Raw genomic sequence first — 19,652 nt, 5'->3', positions numbered from 1 at the left:
GGTGCGCAATCCTCCAGACACTCGGCAACTCTCACTCAACTCTCAGACGCGCCGCCCCCGCCAAACGCACAAGACCTGTAGTCCTCTTCGTGAGCCCAACGCCTGCCAGCATGTCTGCATCGGCTGAACTGGCCAACCGAGTCGAGCAAGTCTTAATCGAGATCAACGGCACTTATCACCCAGATGAGCTATCCCCAACCCCGCGAGTCATCGATGATCACCACCCCCGTGCTTGGGATACTGCGCGCCTTACCGCGGTTCATTGCTCGTCATCAACAGCGACGGGTTCTTCTTGTGCTTTCTGCCGAGGCTTTTTGGGTCTGTGCAATGCGGCCGAAGTACGGGATCTCACCACGGTGGCCGCGTCTGCTACTTGAAGTCTCCAAATCCTGTACCGCGTCACTGGGCTCCCGCGGCGCGGCTTCCTTACCTCACGAAGCTCACCGGTAAGAGCGTCTAGCCGCCATTTCCGGCCACGCGCATCATTGAAGTAGACGGCTAGCGACAGGAAGGGTGCAGACAGGTGCCCCCTGTGCACGAAGGTGATGCCATCTTGGGGCACGAGGGTGACGTGCTGGCCCCGGGTTGGTTCCTGCGTAAAAGAAGTCGCTTCTATAGCGTCCGGACCGTTCTCGCGCTTCCACTCGGACCTGGTGTATTCCGGCGCAAGCCTTTTACGCTGGTCGTCACCATACTCAGCACGCAACCGCATGAACTGATGTCTGTAGCGCCGATAGGAAACCGTCTCGGGCCCGCCATGCACGGTGTGTATCGACGACGACGAGTGGTTGTTGACATAAATCCGGAAGATATGGCAAGGCTTGCCCGACGCCGGGTCCATATCGGGGGAGGAGGGCTCCGCGTGTGCGCTGACCAGAGACGCCTGCTCGCGCCGCCTGCCCACGCTCTCACGCTTGATGACCAATAGCGTTGTGGCAAAAGCACTACCAGTCAACAGTGACGAAGCCCACTGGCCAACCGTCCCCCAAATGGTCACATCGAACATAACTTCCTCCCCCATGCACAGTATCGGAATCGGGTGCCGACAGCGCCCTGTTCGGGCAGTCAGCATCGCCGCAGAGCCAACTCAGGCCCGTACATGTGTGGCCGGTTGTCAGTGTTGATCGGCGCACTTAGCTCATAGGCCATCAGCGCATCGAGGATGACGGCAAAACAACTGACGCAGAAAACAGCACCGTGGTGGAGCTTCAGACTTGAGCTAACTCTTGCACAGGGCTTCAGAAGCCGCTATCTTGTCAGTTAATACTCAGTCGGCAGTCGTTAACTGTCAGGCATGATGCCCGGCGGGAGACGAATCAGAAGTTTCTAAAATTCTTCTAGGTTTTGGAGAGGTTCTCAAATGACGACCACATTTGCTTGGCTCGAAATAACGGGAAAGTGCCAGCTGGAATGCGCACATTGCTACGCAGACTCGGGACCTGCTGGGACCCACGGACAAATGGGTACCGCAGACTGGGTGCGGGTGATCGACGAACTCGCCAATGCGGGCTTAACCATGGTCCAGTTCATCGGAGGCGAACCGATGTTGCACCCCAGCCTCGGAACACTCATCGAGAGAGCTCTCGACCACGGGCTAAACGTCGAGGTGTACTCGAACCTCGTGCACGTACCTGCACATATCTGGTCGCTACTTGAGCGCGAGGGCGTCTCCCTCGCGACGAGCTACTACAGCGACAACCCCCAAGAGCACAACGACATCACCGGACGAAATAGCCACGCCAGAACTCGGGCCAACATTGAGGAGGCCGTGCGGCGAGGCATTCCTTTGCGCGCCGGGGTAGTCCAGGTAAATGGCGGTCAGAACGCGGCCGGCGCCGTTACAGAGCTCAAGATGCTCGGCGTCAAAGACGCAAGCACCGATGAGAACAGAGGCGTTGGGCGAGGCCGCATTCCGGATGTCTCGCAACTCTGCGGCAATTGCGCTTCCGGGGTTGTTGCTATCTCTCCGACCGGCGAAGTTTGGCCGTGCGTATTCTCTCGATGGCTGCCGATCGGCAACGTTCTCGACGAAACGATCGAACGAATCCTCGCGAGCGCGGAGGCAGAACAGACGCGCGCGGACCTAGAGCGGGAGTTCGCAGGCCGTACCGTAGCTTGCTCGCCCTGCCTGCCAGATACGGACGATTGCAACCCAAGACGTGTCTATTGCGATCCGTGCGGTCCGAACTGCAAACCATCCCACGGAGGACGTGGCCATGCGTAGCACCCACTAAGTTGTTGGCTCGCAGCGTCACATGGCGGCAACATCGGGTCGCGCTCTCGCCAGGGTTGCTGTCGCCGGGGCGTGCAGAGGCATACAACGATGTCGTCAAGCAACTCCCTCATTTCAGGACTACCGTGCCAAGCCATGAGTACACAGAATGGGATGAATTCCCTGCCGGGTTGAATCGTGACCTTGTCTCTCTATTCAGGAGCGAGATTTTCGTATCAACAGTTGAGAACCATTTGGCCATAGCTAACCTAAAGATCGACAAACTGAAATGCTGGGCTAATCGATTTCGTACAGGCGAAAGCATCGCCCGACATTGCGATGGAGAAGGAGATTTCCAGCTCTTGGTCTGCCTGAAGGCGCCCAAGCCGGAGGCGGGCGGAGTCCTTCACCTACAGACCAGCCACGGCGAGTTCGCTTGCCCACTGGCTGCCGGGGATGGCCTGCTATGGGAAGCCACCTCTCTCGAACACTGGACCACGCCGATCATTGCCACTACCGCTGAACCTGCGCCCGAACGGGTGACCTTGGTCGGTCGCTACTTCCTAAGCTAGTTGCCCACCACATGTCCAGGGGGGCGAAGGAGGCTCTCAGTTCGCGCACCCTCCGCAGACGAGTAGCACCCCGCTGTTCAAGCACGTCGCCATGTCCCTAATCATCCACTTGATTGAGTTTCATTTCGGTACCTGACCGGATTTCGGACCATCTCACTGACCCGTGCGAAGCCGAAGCGTCCACGGCAGCCGAGTGTGTAGGACACCGGTGCCTGCCAACACCGTCGCTTCACCAGCGATGATGCACGGTCTTGCTGTGAAGTGAACAGTCCCCCCCCCCCGATCTTGGTCCTCGCACAGATACGGCGGTCATTTGGAGGTTCAATGGTGTTGCCGGATGGTTGTTTTCGACTTCTTCAGGAGTGTGTCGCCCATGACCGAAATAGCATCAGCCTGGCGTAGCGTTGAGGCCGGGTAGCACCTCCAAGCCGACGTTCTGGATTGGATCGACCGCTGGTGGCGGGCAGCCAACTACTTGTCGGTTGGGCAGATCTATCTGTTGGACAACCCTCTGCTACGGCGCCCTTTGCCACGTGATGATGTCAAACCGCGGTTGTTGGGGCACTACTCCTGGTTTGAATTTTCTGTATGCGCACCTCAATCGTGTGATCAAGACACGCCGCCAGGCGACCTGGCAATACCTCGAACAGTGCGTCAGTACCGGATTAGCGATCGGAGAACACGCGGGACCGGCAAGGGATCGCAAGGCCGGTCAATGTGTGGAGATGAGCTCGGGGTGCAGCGTGTGCTGGGCGTAATCGCTGGCTGGGTCCGGCCGCCAGGACACGGGTAGATCATGGTCATCGATCACCCGACCGCAGCGGCGCAGTAGGTCATCGGTCAAGGGCTCGCCCAAGTGTGCGCGTAGTTGGGTTTGCGGGTCTTTCGGGAAAGCCCGCCAGATGGCGGCTGCGTTGAGAGACAACACGGCCGTGATGGGCAGACAGGCTCCGGAACCGGACCCTGTCACAGAGTGGACAGGAACTCCCGGATTCTCGACACGTCGGCCGGAGGCGGGACCAGTTGGTCGCGGATTGTCGAGGAGTCAACTGTGTGCCCGCGGGAGCGGCAAACAGCCGCGAGGCGGTCTGCCAGGTCCTGTTCGTTGCGGATGGCGATTGCGGCGGCGACTATGTCGTGGGCCTCAACGTAGGGGATCTGTCGGTCACTGAGTACCACCACAGCCCGATGGCTTCGAGCGTGCTCTCCCGCCCGTCCCAGGTTCTGCGCCATGTGTTCGACATCAACTGCCAGCCCGGCGATTAGAAGGGGGCGATAACCTCGAGCCCGCTTAGGCGCTCTGTCCGCCGCCTGCAGGGTCATCAATTGCCGTGCTATTGGGGTCGTCATCGACGCCTGGTTGTGTTATCCCTTGCAGGGTCCATTGCGCGATGCTCCGATGGCGCACTGCGTTTTTGGGGACATCGGCCAGGGTCACGTAGAAGTAGGGATCGTTTCCAGGTTCGAACTTCACTTCAAAGCCGTCGGCATTGCCGGCGTCCAGGGCGGCGATCGCTTCGGCACCGTTGATCGTTCTGGCCGCCGGATGTGTGACATACACGGGCCCGATTGGGATGTCGCGTCCGGCGACGCTCAGAACGTAGTTGCCGGCATCCCACAGGATCGCCCGTGTCTCCTGCAGGCTTGCACGGGTTTCCGGAGTGTCGGCGCCGGTGAGTTTCATGGTGAATAGTTCCGCGCGAGGATCTGCGACGACGTGCCCTTCGAGTAGCAGACGTGCAACCCGTAGCTTCACCCGATCTGCGGGCTGCGTTGCTTCGGGGATGTCGAAGTAGGTGCTGGTTTTTCGCTGAATGTAGGCCAGATCACCGGCGTACTGCTCGATGACAATCAGGGTCGGGTTGTACCTTTCCGGGCTCTCGGTGGTCGCGCGGTCTGCGATCGTCAGGGGTTCGCCGTTGACGGTGCACTCGAGCTTGTCAGCGAGGCTGAGTACGCGCGCGGTCGCTAGCAGCTCTTCGACCGCTGATGGGCGCCACGTGTTTAGCGCATAGGCGATATCGATTCCGGGTCCTGGGAATTCGGTGTCGTCGTCGATCTCGAAGGCGACGTCCTGCGTGATCACCGAGTCGTCCGCACCGTCGTCGACGCGGGGTAGTCGGAGTCGTAGTTGGAGCCGGCTGTCGCAGAAATCGGCCTCTATCGAGCCCCCGATCAATCCCGGGGCGGCATGGGTGATCGCGCCTTCATAGCTGGCCACGAAAGTGCCGCGGTAGAATGCCTTGATTCCCAACCGTCCACCGATCGCGCCGGACGGCGCAGTCGTCACATGAAGATCACCGGGAGGGTACTCCCCCGCGACGAAGTCCGGCCCTGAGATCACCACCCTTTCGACGAGCTCGCGTGGAATGTGCACCGGATCGGTCGTCGCGTACCCAATGTTCCTCTGCAACTGCTGATTCAACTCAGCGTGCTCCTCACCGAAATCGCCCAACTCGACCGCCAAGGTGATGGGGCTGCGGCTCGGGGCATCGGGATCGCGCGGACGGATCCGCACAGAGCTGGTGCCCTCGGACGCCGCGATGTCGACCGCCCAGTCCAGGTCGGTCGAATTCACGATGCCGCCCAGGTCCCGGACCCGCGCCAGGGCGTCGGGGACACCACCGAGCAGCGCGGCCTGCTCTTGCGTGTAGATGCGGGCAAGCCGCTCTAGCTCGCCGTTGGTGGTGCGTTGGACGTAGGAGTCGAGGTTCGGTGAGTCGGCGGCCCAGGTGTCCAGGTCGTCGCGGTCGAGGATGCTGATCGCTGGAAGTGTTTGGCCGCCGCCAAGGTTGCGCACAAAATTCGCCTCAGGGGCAGTGCACAGACATGGCGCAATCAACGACCATCTCACCGGATTATGCTGTTGCGCAGTCTGATACGACTTCTTGATCGACGCGCGGCGTTGGCCCCACATCGACGAGAACCCTTCGGGGTAGTACTTCAATTGCATGATCCACAGCCGGTCATTGCGCAGACGGACCTCGATGTCGATGCCTTCGTCGCCGCCACGACCGTTGACGGCTCTCACCTTGTCTCCGAATCGATATCGGATGAGAGCTTCGACGTATCGGTCGAATGCCGGTTGCCCCAATTGATCCCAGTCGATCACGCGCGTTATCCTGCCCCGTATCGCCGCGCTCGCGCACGGACTTGGTGTTTGGATGCCGCCGGCCGCCTATCGGCCATAGGCCATCCAGTGGCTCCGCGGCCACCGACACGATTATCGCCGGGCATGGCGACAAACCCATCCCCGACGACACGGCAACACGCCGCGTGCGTCACCGCTTGAGAATTTGTGCGACTGCGCCAATGACGGTGACCACGGCGGCGGCGTTACCGATGTCGGCTAGGTCGGGGGTGCTGCCGGTGACCGCGATCCCGTACGCACAGAGCGCCAGTTAGGCGCTGGCCAGGATCATCAGAAACACGAATGCCGCAATTTTCACGAGCGGTTCTGCCCTTTAGGGCTTTGCGCTGGCACACCGAGGGTCGAGCTGCACGAGCTCGTGACGGTCTCTACAGACAGGGGTGCACACGGGCGGCATGCGGCGCTGCCTAACGCCGGGCACTTCCGGCCAGCACGAGAAGATCCGGGTGATCGGCGTGTTTGGATTGCTTGTAGAGGTTGTTGAACTCCACCGCCCGCGTTGCATAGTCGGGGTAGGCGGGCACCGCGATAACCCCCCATCGCTAGCCGCGCATCATCGATCTGAGATTCTCATTTCGACGCCATTTATGACACGGCTATGACATCGCGGCTGAGAAAATGACACCAGAAATGAGAACCTACAACCGAATGTAGTTACCGCGCCATGTTGGTAAAGCGCGACAGGTGCAGCTGGTGCGCCACGGTGATGGTGGCCGTCGGACCGTTACGGTGCTTGCCAAGAATCAGGTCCGCCTCGCCGCCGCGCGGATCATCACGCTCGAAGGCATCCGGACGGTGCAACAGGATGACCATGTCGGCATCCTGTTCCAGCGAGCCAGACTCACGAAGGTCCGAGACCTGCGGGCGCTTGTCGGTGCGCTGCTCGGGACCACGGTTCAGCTGACTGATCGCGATGACCGGAACTTCGAGCTCCTTGGCCAGCAGCTTCAGATTTCGGGAGAACTCCGAGACTTCCTGCTGACGGGATTCGTGCTTCTTGCCGGAGGTCATCAGCTGCAGGTAGTCGACGACCACCAGCTTGAGTCCGGCCTTCTGGTTGAGCCGCCGCGCCTTGGCGCGGATCTCCATCATGGTCAGGTTCGGGGAGTCGTCGATGTACAGCGGCGCCTCGCTGATCTCACTCATCCGCCGCGCCAGCCGCGTCCAGTCGTCATCACTCATCCGGCCCGAACGCATATCACCCAGCTTGATCTTCGCCTCGGCCGAAAGCAGTCGCATGACGATCTCGGTCTTGCTCATTTCCAGGGAGAAAATGACGCTGGGCAGCTGGTGCTTGATCGAGCACGACCGCATGAAGTCCAGGCCCAAGGTCGATTTACCGACACCGGGTCGCGCCGCCACGATGATCATCTGACCCGGGTGCAGACCATTGGTGATCTCGTCCAGATCGGTGAAGCCCGTCGGCACGCCCTTGGACATACCGCCGGCCGACGCGATCGCGTCGATCTCGTCCATCGTCGGCTGCAGCAGCTCTTCCAGCGGCACGTAGTCTTCCGACATCCGCCGATCGGTGACGTCGTAGACCTCGGCCTGGGCGCGGTCCACCACCTCGGCCACATCGGCACCCTCGGCCCCGGCATACCCGTACTGCACCACGCGGGTCCCGGCCTCCACGAGCCGGCGCAGCAGCGCCTTCTCGGCGACGATGCCCGCGTAGTACCCGGCGTTGGCGGCGGTCGGCACGGTAGAGATCAGCGTGTGCAGATACGGCGCCCCGCCCACCCGGCGCAGCTGCCCGCGCCGGTCCAGCTCGGCGGCCACGGTCACCGCATCGGCGGGCTCTCCCCTGCCGTACAAATCGAGGACAGCCTCATACACGCTCTGATGATTGGGCCGGTAGAAATCGTGCGGCCGCAGCTTCTCCAGCACATCGGCGATGGCGTCTTTGGACAACAGCATCCCGCCCAGCACGGACTGCTCGGCAGCCACATCCTGAGGTGGTTGACGGCCGAACTCCTCCTCGGGAGGAGCAACCGGACCGGAATGGCCCAGATCGTCGACTATTGCCACGGCGCGCGGTCCTCCTACTCACATCAAGTCGAACACATGATCGCGGCAAGGTCCGACAAGTACGGTTCATCCCGGCGCGCCGCGGTAGACGTTAGATGTTGCTAGCGACCCTGCCAAGTGGCCCTGTGGATGAGCCTGGGCATGGGGTGTGGACTACTGTCCAACCCGGTGTTAGGGGGTTGGGGACAACCTGGGGATAGATACCTACATTCCTGCACTTTTCCCAGTTGGCAGCCGGTCAACTAATTGACAGGACTGTGGATGGGAATCCGTCCGGCGTGTCGCATCAGGTTGCGTACTCGGGCGTGTTCTGTTACCCCTCTCAACCCTCTAGGTTAACTAGAGGTAGCTTCGCTGGAGTGGCACACGCGTACAATACGTTCGCCAGCAGATACGGCAACGGCGCCGCGGAAACCCACGGCGCCGTTGACCCGGCACTATTTCGGATCGATCAGCCTGCGGCGACTACATCCACAGTGACCTTGGTCGCCACACCGGCGTGCAGATGCACGTCCAGTGCGTACGAACCGATCTGCTTGATGTGTGCCTTCGGCAGGGTGACGGTCCGCTTGTCCAGGTTCGGTCCACCGGCGGCCTTGATGGCACCCACCACGTCAGCGGCGGTCACCGAACCGAACAGCTTGCCCTCGCCGGCGGTCTTCACCGTCAGCTTCACAGCACCCAGACCCTCGATCGCCTGCTTGATCTCGTGGGCGTGCTCGACGCCGCGGATCTCCTTGGCCTCGCGGGCGCGACGGATGTCGGTGGCCTGGCGCTCCGCACCACGGGTGGCGACAATCGCCAGTCCGCGGGGCAGAAGGTAGTTGCGTCCGTAACCGTCCTTGACCTCAACGGTGTCACCGGCAGTGCCGAGGTGCTCGACCTCGGTCGTCAGAATCAGCTTCATCAGATGTCCCTCCGGTCCTACCGCGTCGCCGAGCTGAACGGCAGCAGGGCTACTTCGCGCGCGTTCTTCACTGCGATCGCGATGTCGCGCTGGTGCTGAACGCAGTTGCCGGTAACCCGGCGGGCACGAATCTTGCCGCGCTCACTGATGTACGTGCGCAGCAGGTTGGTGTCCTTGTAATCGATGTTCAGCGCCTTCTTGGTGCAGAACGCGCACTTACGTGTCTTGACCGGCTTTTCCGGGGCAGGACGGCGCTTAGTCGTCTTGGCCATGGTGAATCTCTTTCTTTCTAGCTAGATAAGTTGTGTCGCCCAGATCAGAAGGGCGGTTCGTCGTCCGCTGCGGTGGAACCGGAGGCCGGGGCGCTGCCCCACGGATCGTCGGCGGGCTCGCTGGGACGGGAAGTCCCGCCGCCACCTCCGCCGCCGAAACCTCCACCGCCGCCACCACCACGCGAGGCCTTGTTGACCTTGGCGGTCGCGTACCGCAGAGACGGGCCGATCTCGTCGACCTCGACCTCCATGACGGTGCGCTTCTCGCCCTCGCGGGTTTCGAAGGAGCGCTGCTTGAGCCGGCCAGTGACGATGACACGGGACCCTCGGGTCAGGCTCTCGGCCACATTCTCGGCGGCCTCACGCCAGATATTGCACCGCAGGAACAGCGCCTCTCCGTCCTTCCACTCCGAACTCTGTCGGTCGAAGATGCGGGGGGTCGACGCCACAGTGAAGTTGGCGACGGCGGCCCCGGACGGGGTGAAACGCAGTTCTGGATCGGCGGTCAAATTTCCGATGACCGTGATGGTGGTGTCACCTGCCACGGTTCCTCCTCGTGTCTGTCAGCTGGCGTGGTTAACCGGCAGCCTACGGAAGTCGACTGACTTCCGTAGGACCTCTAGCGGGCTCCGGTGCGCAGGACCTTGGTCCGTAGCACGGACTCGTTGAGGCCAAGCTGGCGATCAAGCTCCGATACGGTGGCGGGCTCTGCGACCACGTCGATCACCGCGTAGATGCCCTCGGCATGCTTGGCGATCTCGTAAGCAAGACGACGCTTGCCCCAGACCTCTACCTTCGAAACGGTTCCGCCGTCACCCCGGATAACGTTCAAGAACGTATCCAGCGATGGAGCTACGGTGCGCTCGTCAAGGGTTGGGTCGAGAATGACCATGATTTCGTACTGACGCATGAGAAACTCATCACCTCCTGTGGTCTAGTGCGGCCACGGCGTATCCGTGGCAGGAGAGTCGCCTGCGTCGGCAACCGGCCAAGGCTACCGCACAGCCCCCTGACCGGCGAAATCGCCGACTGAGAAACTACGCGCGGGCGATATGCGGTGTGGGTTTACGCGGCCGCAGCCAGGAGGGCAGCCATGCCGGAGCGTCGTCGGCGGCCCCGTCGCACGGCCCACCCGCCGGATCGTCGGTGTTGTCGCTGTGGGCGCGCACCAAATCCTCGCTGGGGTGATAGATCTGGCGCAGCACCAGGGCGCACAGACCGATCACCGCGATGTCCCGCACCAGCACCGTGCCGGTGAACCACTGCTCGGGAAGTCCCTTGTTCTCCATACCCAGCAGGTAGTACATCCGCGGAATCCATACGAGCGCATCAACGGTCATCCATGCCAACAGGATTCGGCGGTGCGGCACCGCCACCACGGCCAGCGGCACCAGCCACAGCGAGAACTGCGGGCTCCATACCTTGTTAGTCAGCAGGAACACCGCCACCACCAGGAAGGCCAGCTGCGCTACGCGCGGACGCCGCGGCGCCGTCAGCGCCACGTATCCGATACCCACACAACAGATCCCGAACAGCACCGCCGAGACCGCGTTGAGAATGACCGGGGGCTCCCAGAAGCCCAGCGAGCCGTCGAAGCCCTGCCACCCCGTGAAGGATTTGAAGACGTTGTACAGCGAATCCATGTCGTCGCCGCGCCGGGTGTTGAGCCGGAAGAACTCCCCCCACCCTCGCGGAAAGAGCATCGCCACCGGCGCGTTCACCACTACCCAGCTGGCCAGTGCGGCGGCGGCGGTCTTCGAGAACTCGTGCATCTTGCCACCCCGCAGGCTCACCAGCAGCAGCGGAAACAGCAGCAGTAGCGGGTAGAGCTTGGCGGACACCCCCAGCCCGATCAACACACCGGCGAGCCACGGTTTCTTACGCGCCCACGCCAAGAGCGCCGCCATGCTGAAAGCCGTTGCGAGAGCATCGAAATTCGTGAAGATCTGGAAGATCACAATCGGGGAAGCGGCGATCATCACCACATCCCATGGACGTGTGCGCGGGCTCAATCCCGCACTGGCCCAAATGGTCACCAGCCAGGCCAGCGCCAACCCGAAGGCCACGATGTTGAAGAACATCACGACTTCGGCGACGATGGGCAGCCCCAGCAGGTCGCTGGCCTGGGTGTACGTCTTGGCCAGGGCCATCGCGGTGTACTGGTACACCCCGGTGACCACCGGGTACTCCATGTACCGGACCGCCGGGGTGCCGTCGTACTGAATCTTCTGATGCCCGCTCGAGTCGGTTTCCAGCCAGCTCGACTTGTACGGGAAGCGGCCCTGGTTCAACAGCTCGGCGCCGTACAGCGGCACGGTATCCGAGTAGCACAGTTGGTAGTAGGCGCGGTTGTTGTCCCAATTGGCCACGCGCTGGGAGCCGCTGCCGGTTCCACTCTGCTGCAAACAGGGCGCCTTGCTGGTCCATCCCAGGATGAGGAACCCCAGCGCGATGATGAACACCACCCGCAGCGGCGTCCAGAACGGTTGCCTGCCGACCAACGCGTGCCGACCCAGCGGTCCGCCGACCACCTCGGACAGCTCGGCGCCCATCACATCTGTGCGACTGGGGAAGTCACGGTCGTCGGCGCTGCGCAGATCACCCGCGAGTTTTTCGGGAGACACCGTCGCACCCTGAATGTCGCCGACGCTGCGGCTCACAGACTCAATGTCGCCGACGCTGCGGCTCCGGGATTCGGCCGGCACCTGCCTACTGCCCCGGAGGTGGCGGTACGTCACCCGCCGGTGGCGCCGCCGGGCCAACCGGAATCGTTGTCGGGGGCCCCACCGGAATGGTGATACCCGGTGCGATCTCGATGGTCGGCTGGATGACCGTCACCTCGCCACCGCCGCCCGGCGCGGGCGCAGGCGGACCATTCGGCGCCGGAGGCGGGGGTACGTAGACGGGCACACCGGCATAACCACCGATGGCACCTGGCTTGGGGAAGGTCTCCTTGGTGGTGCCGTCCAGCGCACCATCCATGGTCTTCTTCCAGATGTCCGACGGCAGACCGGAACCGTAAATCGGCCCGCCCCAACTGTTCTTGATCGGCTTGCCGTCGTCGGTTCCCACCCACACCGCTGTCGAGAGCGACGGGGTGACACCGACCATCCAGGCGTCCTTGTTGTCCTTGGTGTCGCCCAACTGGGCGGTACCGGTCTTCGCGGCCGACTCTCGGCCACCGGCCAGCCCATGTCCACGCGAGTAGCCCGCAATCGGCTTCATCGCCGAGATCGCGTTGTTCGCAACGTCATCGGATATGCGCTTCTCGCCGGTGTTGTCGGAGGAGCCCGCGTCGAAAAGCACCTGACCGTCCGCGTTCACCACCTTCTGGATGAAGTGCGGCTTGCGGTAGGTCCCTGACGCCGCCAAGGTCGCATACGCCGAGGCCATGTCGATCACCCGGGTCTGATACTGACCCAACACGACGCCGTTGTTCGGCGGGCCGCCCTGACCGTCCTCGGACAGAGTGTGCGAGACGCCGGGAAAGTTCTCGGCGATACCGGCGTTGTGCGCGGCCGTCGCCACATCATCGGGCCCGTTCTTCAGCTTCAGCATGAGCCGGTAGAAGCTGGTGTTCAGCGAGCGCTTGAGCGCCTCGGCCACCGAACACGTTCCACACGAAGCATCTTCGCTGTTCTTGATGGTGATGCCCTGATACGTCAGCTCCGAGCTGTCCAGCTGATAGCCCAGGCCGATGCCCTGCTGCAATGCCGCCACCAAGGCAAACACCTTGAACGACGAGCCGGTCTGCAAACCCTGCTGCGCATAGTCCAGGCCCTGCGCGTTCGATCCGCCGTAATAGGCCTTCACCGCGCCGGTACGCGGGTCGACGGAGACCACCGCCGTCCGCAGATCAGGGTTCTCACCCTGCAGGGTGCTGTTGACCGCGTTCTCGGCGGCCTGCTGCGCCTTGGTGTCGATGGTGGTCGTGATCTGCAGACCCTCGGTGTTCAACGTCTGCTCATCGATGTTGAACAGGTCGGTCAGCTCCGCCATCACCTGACGTTTGATGAGGCCGTTCGGGCCCGTGGTCGCGTTCTGTGCGGCGGCCTGCTCGGGCGGCACCGTTGCCGGGTACACCTGCCCGGCGCGATCCTGCGCGGACAGGGCACCGATGGTCACCATGCCGTCGAGCACCCAATTCCACCGGTTGGTCGACTCAGGCAAGTCCACCGCGGGATCCAGTCGTGAAGGCCGTTGGATTAGCGCGGCCAACAACGCACCCTCGGACACGGTCAGCTGTTCGACCGGCTTGTCGAAGTAGGCCTTCGATGCCGCCGAGATGCCGTACGCACCGCGCCCGAAATAGATGATGTTGAGGTAGGCCTCCAGCACCTGATCCTTGGACCAGGACTGGGACATCTTGGTGGAGATGACGATTTCTTTGGCCTTACGGGTGAGGCCGCCGAGGCCGGCGCGCTGCGCGCCCACCATCGCGTTCTTCACGTACTGCTGAGTGATCGTCGATCCACCCTGAGTGTCGCCACCGAACATGTTGTTCTTGACAGCGCGCAGCAGCCCTGAGAACGAGAACCCAGGGTTGCCGTAGAAATCACGGTCCTCGGCGGCCATCACGGCCGCACGCACATGCTGGGGCACCTGGTCGATCTTGATATCGACCCGGTTCCCATCCGGTGGAACAACTTTGGCGAGCTCGGTGGTGCCGTCGCTGGCCAGGATGGTGGACACCTGGCTGGTACGAATGTCACCCGGCTTCGGGATGTCGACCACCGAATACGCCAGTGCGAACGTCGCCAGCGGGATAACGATCGCCAGCAAGACCAGCGCGATCATCACACGACGGAAAATTCTCCAGCCGTTGGTCTTCCGCTTACGGCGGCGCTGCGGCGGACGAGACTGGCCACCGGGCCTGCCGGGTGGCGGCGGCGGCTCGTGCCCCATGCCCTCGTCGTCACGTTCCAGTGCCGCGCGCGCGGCGGCCACGGCGTCCTCGTCGCGCCGGTACAACGGCAGATCCTCGACGGGGTCGAGGATCGACGTCGGGCGATCGTCCATGCTGGGGGTACGCGGTGAATCCGAGCCGCTGCTGGGAGCTACCGGATTCTGCCCGCCAACCACGCCGCCCTCACCTTGTGGCCTATTCACTGGCCGTCCGGGCACGAGTTGTCCGCTGACGTGGGGTGGTCCCCTTCGGCGCCGGGAGGGCGCCCATGACATACGACTTCACCAAATGATTCCAACTGCAGGTCCGGCATACCTCGACAACGTGCACGGCGAACTCCGGGTACCGAGTGGCAAGCATCACGAGTTCCTCGGCCGAACGGGCCGACCCGGATACCGCTCCCAAGTGCTCGCCGAAAACCCACGACACCAGCGTCAGTTGCTCCTTGCGGCAGATCGGGCAGACCACGGCACTCGATTTGCCGTGGAACTTAGCCGCGCGGAGCAGGTACGGGTTCGCGTCGCAGACTTCGGCCACGCCGGTACGCCCGGAATAGACCTCGGCCAGCAGGGATCGCCGCTTGAGCGCGTAATCCACCACCTGTCTCTGCAATCGCACGGTAACCAGAGTACGTCCGATTACCCGCAGGCAGACCCCGGGCCACACAGACAGCATGTCCTTTGCGAAGCCGAAGTCTGTCTGCGTTCCACTCGTTACGATGGGTCGGTTGTCAGGAAGAGGGGGCAAGGTGACATTTCTTCGACTTTCGCCGGCGCTTGCCGGCTTTGCGGTCATCGCCGTGATCACATCCGGATGCGGGAAATCTGCCGACATCTCGTCGACGCAAGCAGCCACCTCAGCGGCTACGTCGACGACGCGGCCGGCCCCGGTCGACGGTCCCGCGGCGACCGCCTCCACGCCCGTTGGGGTGAAGGGCACCGGCAAGATCGTCGGGTCCGCAGTCCTGAAGGTGATGGGCGCCGGAACGGCAACCGTCACCTGGCAGGAGAACGGCGGCCCCGCCCACATCGAGAAGGATGTCTCGCTGCCCTGGGAGCACACCATCGACGTCGTCGAGGAGGCGAACTCCGAGGTCCAGGCCAACGGCGCCGGCGCCACCGGCTGCACGATCACGATGGGCGACATGCTGGTGTCGTTCAAGAACGAACCGAACCCGGTCTGCGAGTTCGCGTACTGGGGCTGATTCCGGCCACTCTACGATTCCTCGCATGGCGACCCGTGCCAAGGACTCTGACCGAGACGTCACCTGCAAGGCGCTCGATGCCGCCTTTGGCGAAGGCCAGATCTCCTCGGAGGAACATCGTCAACGGATCGCCGTGGCCACCTCTGCGCAGACTCTCGGTGAACTCAACGGCGTGGTCTCCGATCTGCAGATCGCCGCACTTCCGGCCCACGTACCCGCACCGCAGCCGCAGCGGCGCCGCTGGCCGGCGATCGTTGTCACGGCTGTCGTCGCCGCCGCCGTCGGAGCCGGGGTGAGCAGCTACGCGACGCGGCCGGTGCCACCGGACCCGGGCGCGGCCGCCGACGGCGTCGCCCCCGTGGTGATCGCGCCGACCAAGCTGTTCTCCGTCCCGGGCCTGTCCGGCCTGCTGGATCAGATGCGCGCGAAGTTCGGCGACACCACGGGTATCGAGCTGACCGTGCGCTGGAACAACGCGTCGCTGGTCCGCATCGAGGCCGCGGATCCGGAACTGCCCATCACCTACCCGTATCAGGGCGGGTTCCGCGACGGCGGCGCGCAGCCCGGCACCTGGCGCAACGTGAAGATCGGCGACCTGAGCCGGTTCGATCCGGCCAAGATCGTCGGCGTCCTGCGCGGCGCACCCGAGACCCTGAACGTGCCCACAGCCGGAGAGAGCGGAACCGTCATGGTGATCCGGCCCAGCGACGAGGGCGTCGACATCACCGTCACCGTCTCAGAGAGGGACCGCACCGGACGGATGGTCGTCGCGGGTAACGGCGAGCCCAAAGAGGTCACGCCCGCATCCTGAGCATCAAGATCGCTCTACGATTCCTCGCATGGCGACAGTCACCCGGGCCAAGGACAGCGACCGCAACGACACCTGCAAGCTGCTCGACGATGCGCTGAGCGACGGACAGCTGTCCATGGAGGAGCACCGGGAAAGGGTCGCTGCGGCCACCAACGCCTCCACACTGAGCCAGCTGAGCGCCCTCGTCTCGGATCTGCAGAACGCAAAGTCCGCGGCGAGCATGCCCGTCCTCCAGGGGTCGCAACGCCCCTGGTGGCGGCGGTGGTACGCCCCCGCCGGGGTGGCCACGGCGCTGATCCTGGTGGGTGTTCTCGTCGGTTGGGGCGCGTACGGAAACACCAACTCTCCTTTGGACTTCCAATCAGACCCGGGCGCCAAGCCCGACGGCGTGGCGCCGATCGTGCTGACGCCGCCGCGGCAGTTGATGTCGCTGGGCGGTCTGACCGGGCTGTTCGAGCAGATGCGCCAAAAGTTCGGCGACACCACGGGGTACGAACTGAACATCTACGGGGAGTACGCCCTGCTCACCCGACCCGATCCGCGCGAGCCGCGCCGCACCCTGCGGTACCGCTACGAGGGCGGGTGGGACCACCCCGATGACGACAGTGGGTCGCATGCCGACCACGTAGTGGATCTCGGCAAGTTTGATGTGAAGACCATCATCGGGATCCTGCGCGGCGCACCCGAAACCCTCGGCATCAAGGCCAGCGAGGTCAAGAACACCTACCTTTTCATCAAGCCGAGCGAGGATAAGACCGCGCCGCCGGACACCGTGCAGATCGACATCTCGGTGAGCGGTGAGTTCCAGAATGGCTCGATCTACGTCAATCCCGACGGCACGCCGATTCGGACGATGTATCCATCCGAGAGATAACCCTCCCCCGTGTGGCGCCCGCATATATCGCGGCGATACTATGGCGCGATCGGTGCACGAGAGATGCTCCGGCGTCATACACGGTGTTGGGAGGTGACTTCATGTTGGAACTGGCAATCCTGGGCCTGCTGCTTGAGTCACCCATGCACGGCTACGAGCTGCGCAAGCGCCTGACGGGCCTACTGGGCGCCTTTCGGGCCTTCTCCTACGGCTCGCTGTACCCGGCCCTGCGCCGCATGCAGGCCGACGGGCTTATCGCAGAGGACTCCGCGCCCGCGGGCACCACGGTGCTGCTTCGCGGCAAGCGGGTCTATCAGATGACGGCCGCGGGCCGCGCTCGCTTCAGCGAGCTGGTGGCGGACACCGGTCCACAGAACTACACCGACGACGGCTTCGGTGTGCACCTGGCATTCTTCAACCGCACCCCGGCCGAGGCCCGGATGCGCATCCTCGAAGGCCGTCGTCGTCAGGTGGAGGAACGCCGGGAAGGTCTGCGCGAGGCCATTACCCGGGCGAGCAGTTCGTTCGACCGATACACAAAGCAGTTGCACCAGCTTGGCCTGGAATCCAGTGAACGAGAAGTGAAGTGGCTCAACGACTTGATCGCCGCCGAGCGCACCGCGCAGGCACGGGTCGAGGAGCGTTAAGTATGTCCATCGGTAAAGGAGAACCGTCCATGTCCAACAACACATCTGAGGTGCGGGTAGCCATCGTCGGCGTCGGCAACTGCGCGTCCTCGCTGGTCCAGGGTGTGCAGTATTACCAGGATGCGGACGAGAACTCCAATGTTCCGGGTCTGATGCACGTCAAGTTCGGCCAGTACCACGTGCGCGACGTGAAGTTCGTCGCCGCGTTCGACGTGGACGCCAAGAAGGTGGGCTTCGATCTCTCCGAGGCCATCTCGGCCTCCGAGAACAACACCATCAAGATCGCCGACGTGCCGCCGACCGATGTGATCGTGCAGCGCGGCCCCACCCTGGACGGCATCGGCAAGTACTACGCCGACACCATCGAGGTCTCCGACGCCGATCCGGTCGATGTGGTGAAGATACTCAAGGACAACGACGTTGACGTCCTCGTCTCCTACCTGCCGGTGGGCTCGGAAGAGGCCGACAAGTTCTACGCACAGTGCGCCATCGACGCCAAGGTGGCGTTCGTCAACGCGCTGCCGGTGTTCATCGCCTCGGACCCGGTGTGGGCCAAGAAGTTCGAGGACGCCGGTGTGCCGATCGTGGGCGATGACATCAAGAGCCAGGTGGGCGCCACCATCACCCACCGGGTGATGGCCAAGCTGTTCGAGGATCGCGGTGTCACCCTGGACCGCACCTACCAGCTCAACGTCGGCGGCAACATGGACTTCAAGAACATGCTCGAGCGTGAGCGTCTGGAGTCCAAGAAGGTCTCCAAGACCCAGGCCGTCACCTCGAACCTGAACGGCTCGCTGGCCGACAAGGTGTACGACAAGAACGTGCACATCGGCCCGTCCGACTACGTCGCCTGGCTCGATGATCGCAAGTGGGCCTACGTCCGCCTGGAAGGTCGCGCCTTCGGCGACGTGCCGCTGAACCTCGAGTACAAGCTTGAGGTCTGGGATTCCCCCAACTCGGCCGGCATCATCATCGACGCGGTGCGCGCCGCGAAGATCGCGCTGGACCGTGGACTCGGTGGCCCGATCCTGCCGGCCTCTGCCTACCTGATGAAGAGCCCGCCCAAGCAGCTCGCCGACGATGTCGCGCGCGTCCAGCTGGAGCAGTTCATCGAGGGCTGACCGCTCCCCGTACTCCTCAACAGGGAGGGCATACCCGACGGTATGCCCTCCCTGTTTATATGTTGGCGCGCAATCGATTCGCGATCACGGTGAGCCTGTCGAGCTCCACCAGCGTTTCTGTCTCACTTCGCGGATCAAGGTGAAACAGCACCCGATCCACACCGGCCGCCAAATACGCTGCGGCAACACGCTCGTCCCCGGCCGTGCCACTCACGCTCACGGGCAGGTCCGCGCGACCATGCTCGGCGAACAGACGGCGCGCCTCGCGCACATCATCGGGTGTCGACGTCGCCGCGTAGGGCAACCAGCCATCACCGAGCCGCACCGTGCGTCGTTGTGCCGCCGGGCTCGGACCACCGACATAGATCGGGAGCGGCGATTCCGGACGCGGACTCGCTGCGACGGGCCCGAAATCGACATGCTCTCCGTGGAACTCAGCCACCTCATCGGTCCACAGCAGCTTTAGGGCAACCACCTGCTCGTCAAGTTTCGCACCGCGCACCTTCGGGTCGGTGCCATGGTTGCGCAGCTCGCCCAGATTCCACCCGACACCGACTCCGAGCACCGCACGGCCACCAGACAACGTCGCCAGAGTCGCCCACGCCTTGGCGGTGTGCAGGACATCGCGCTGAGGTAGCAGCGCAACCCCCGAGCCGATCACAAGCCGTTCGGTGGCCGCGGCCGCGTAGGCCAGCACCACGGGAAGGTCCCGGATCAACGGAAGCCGGGCACGAAACTCCGCATCGATCTCATCGGGTGTGTCCATCGGGAAGTACGAGTGGTCATCGAACAACAGCCAATCGAATCCGCGCTCCTCCACCGCGCGGGCGATCGCGTCCGGACTCACGTATCTGTCGGCCGATGAGGTGGAGATACCAAAGTGCTTCACGACCACCAGGAACCTCCCGCCGCCCAACGAAATTCCTGGCAACGCGCTGCACGAT

The 19,652-nt window shown here is 63.3% G+C and carries 19 protein-coding genes and 1 pseudogene; 8 read left to right on the top strand and 12 right to left on the bottom strand.

Annotated elements, in window-relative coordinates:
- Positions 1-259: 259 nt before the first annotated feature.
- Positions 260-1,006, bottom strand: coding sequence for a hypothetical protein (locus tag B4400_RS20725; protein WP_139361510.1), 747 nt, complete (start codon positions 1,004-1,006; stop codon positions 260-262).
- A 354-nt stretch (positions 1,007-1,360) separates the two neighbouring features.
- Between B4400_RS20725 and B4400_RS20720 the strand changes: the two genes are divergently transcribed.
- Both B4400_RS20720 and B4400_RS20710 read left to right on the top strand, forming a co-directional pair.
- Entirely contained in the window at positions 1,361-2,224 is an 864-nt protein-coding gene (locus tag B4400_RS20720; protein WP_078312381.1) for a radical SAM/SPASM domain-containing protein, read from the top strand.
- A gap of 996 nt (positions 2,225-3,220) precedes the next feature.
- A pseudogene (locus B4400_RS20710) lies at positions 3,221-3,404 on the top strand (phosphoketolase family protein); the annotation flags it as partial.
- Between the two features lie 92 nt (positions 3,405-3,496).
- On the opposite strand, the gene B4400_RS20705 reads toward B4400_RS20710, so the two are convergent.
- On the bottom strand, positions 3,497-3,754 hold the full coding sequence (locus B4400_RS20705) for a hypothetical protein (protein ID WP_286151403.1): 258 nt from the start codon (positions 3,752-3,754) through the stop codon (positions 3,497-3,499).
- 83 nt (positions 3,755-3,837) lie between these two features.
- On the opposite strand from B4400_RS20705, the gene B4400_RS24475 reads away from it, so the two are divergent.
- Positions 3,838-4,050, top strand: coding sequence for a hypothetical protein (locus tag B4400_RS24475; protein ID WP_139361509.1), 213 nt, complete (start codon positions 3,838-3,840; stop codon positions 4,048-4,050).
- 25 nt (positions 4,051-4,075) lie between these two features.
- On the opposite strand, the gene B4400_RS20695 is transcribed toward B4400_RS24475, so the two are convergent.
- The 9 genes from B4400_RS20695 to B4400_RS20655 form a co-directional block, all read right to left on the bottom strand.
- Positions 4,076-5,896, bottom strand: a complete 1,821-nt coding sequence (locus tag B4400_RS20695; RefSeq protein WP_078312384.1) for a hypothetical protein — start codon at positions 5,894-5,896, stop codon at positions 4,076-4,078.
- 693 nt (positions 5,897-6,589) lie between these two features.
- Entirely contained in the window at positions 6,590-7,966 is a 1,377-nt protein-coding gene (dnaB, locus tag B4400_RS20690; RefSeq protein WP_078312385.1) for a replicative DNA helicase, read from the bottom strand.
- A gap of 451 nt (positions 7,967-8,417) precedes the next feature.
- Positions 8,418-8,873: a 50S ribosomal protein L9 gene (gene rplI / locus B4400_RS20685; RefSeq protein WP_078289820.1), complete on the bottom strand. Its 456-nt coding sequence runs from the start codon at positions 8,871-8,873 to the stop codon at positions 8,418-8,420.
- Between the two features lie 17 nt (positions 8,874-8,890).
- The gene (gene rpsR, locus B4400_RS20680) at positions 8,891-9,145 is read right to left on the bottom strand and encodes a 30S ribosomal protein S18 (RefSeq protein WP_005064619.1); all 255 of its coding nucleotides are present in this window, start codon (positions 9,143-9,145) and stop codon (positions 8,891-8,893) included.
- Positions 9,146-9,189: 44 nt separating this feature from the next.
- Complete coding sequence (locus tag B4400_RS20675; RefSeq protein ID WP_078312386.1) at positions 9,190-9,690, bottom strand: single-stranded DNA-binding protein; 501 nt, start codon at positions 9,688-9,690, stop codon at positions 9,190-9,192.
- Between the two features lie 74 nt (positions 9,691-9,764).
- Positions 9,765-10,055, bottom strand: a complete 291-nt coding sequence (rpsF, locus tag B4400_RS20670; protein WP_030097640.1) for a 30S ribosomal protein S6 — start codon at positions 10,053-10,055, stop codon at positions 9,765-9,767.
- A gap of 127 nt (positions 10,056-10,182) precedes the next feature.
- Positions 10,183-11,769 (bottom strand): glycosyltransferase family 87 protein, encoded by a 1,587-nt coding sequence (locus tag B4400_RS20665; protein ID WP_078312461.1) that lies wholly within the window; start codon positions 11,767-11,769, stop codon positions 10,183-10,185.
- 85 nt (positions 11,770-11,854) lie between these two features.
- The gene (locus B4400_RS20660) at positions 11,855-14,227 is read right to left on the bottom strand and encodes a transglycosylase domain-containing protein (protein WP_078312387.1); all 2,373 of its coding nucleotides are present in this window, start codon (positions 14,225-14,227) and stop codon (positions 11,855-11,857) included.
- Positions 14,228-14,246: 19 nt separating this feature from the next.
- Positions 14,247-14,669 carry a DUF5318 family protein gene (locus B4400_RS20655; protein ID WP_078312462.1) on the bottom strand — a complete coding sequence of 141 codons (423 nt, stop codon included), beginning with the start codon at positions 14,667-14,669 and terminating at the stop codon, positions 14,247-14,249.
- 130 nt (positions 14,670-14,799) lie between these two features.
- Between B4400_RS20655 and B4400_RS20650 the strand changes: the two genes are divergently transcribed.
- From B4400_RS20650 to B4400_RS20630, 5 genes are all read left to right on the top strand, one after another.
- Positions 14,800-15,255 (top strand): hypothetical protein, encoded by a 456-nt coding sequence (locus B4400_RS20650; protein WP_078312388.1) that lies wholly within the window; start codon positions 14,800-14,802, stop codon positions 15,253-15,255.
- 25 nt (positions 15,256-15,280) lie between these two features.
- Positions 15,281-16,066: a DUF1707 SHOCT-like domain-containing protein gene (locus B4400_RS20645; RefSeq protein WP_078312389.1), complete on the top strand. Its 786-nt coding sequence runs from the start codon at positions 15,281-15,283 to the stop codon at positions 16,064-16,066.
- Between the two features lie 28 nt (positions 16,067-16,094).
- A complete protein-coding gene (locus B4400_RS20640; protein ID WP_078312390.1) occupies positions 16,095-16,940 on the top strand; it encodes a DUF1707 SHOCT-like domain-containing protein in 846 nt (281 codons plus the stop codon).
- A 101-nt stretch (positions 16,941-17,041) separates the two neighbouring features.
- The gene (locus B4400_RS20635; protein WP_030097647.1) at positions 17,042-17,587 is read left to right on the top strand and encodes a PadR family transcriptional regulator; all 546 of its coding nucleotides are present in this window, start codon (positions 17,042-17,044) and stop codon (positions 17,585-17,587) included.
- Between the two features lie 29 nt (positions 17,588-17,616).
- On the top strand, positions 17,617-18,708 hold the full coding sequence (locus B4400_RS20630; RefSeq protein WP_078312391.1) for an inositol-3-phosphate synthase: 1,092 nt from the start codon (positions 17,617-17,619) through the stop codon (positions 18,706-18,708).
- 55 nt (positions 18,709-18,763) lie between these two features.
- Here B4400_RS20630 and B4400_RS20625 read toward each other — a convergent pair whose 3' ends face one another.
- Positions 18,764-19,597 carry an LLM class F420-dependent oxidoreductase gene (locus B4400_RS20625; protein WP_139361516.1) on the bottom strand — a complete coding sequence of 278 codons (834 nt, stop codon included), beginning with the start codon at positions 19,595-19,597 and terminating at the stop codon, positions 18,764-18,766.
- Between the last annotated feature and the right edge of the window lie 55 nt (positions 19,598-19,652).

It is taken from the genome of Mycobacterium sp. D16Q13 (genome assembly GCF_002013375.1).
Taxonomy (GTDB): domain Bacteria; phylum Actinomycetota; class Actinomycetes; order Mycobacteriales; family Mycobacteriaceae; genus Mycobacterium.
This window is presented reverse-complemented; position numbering and strand designations above follow the sequence as displayed.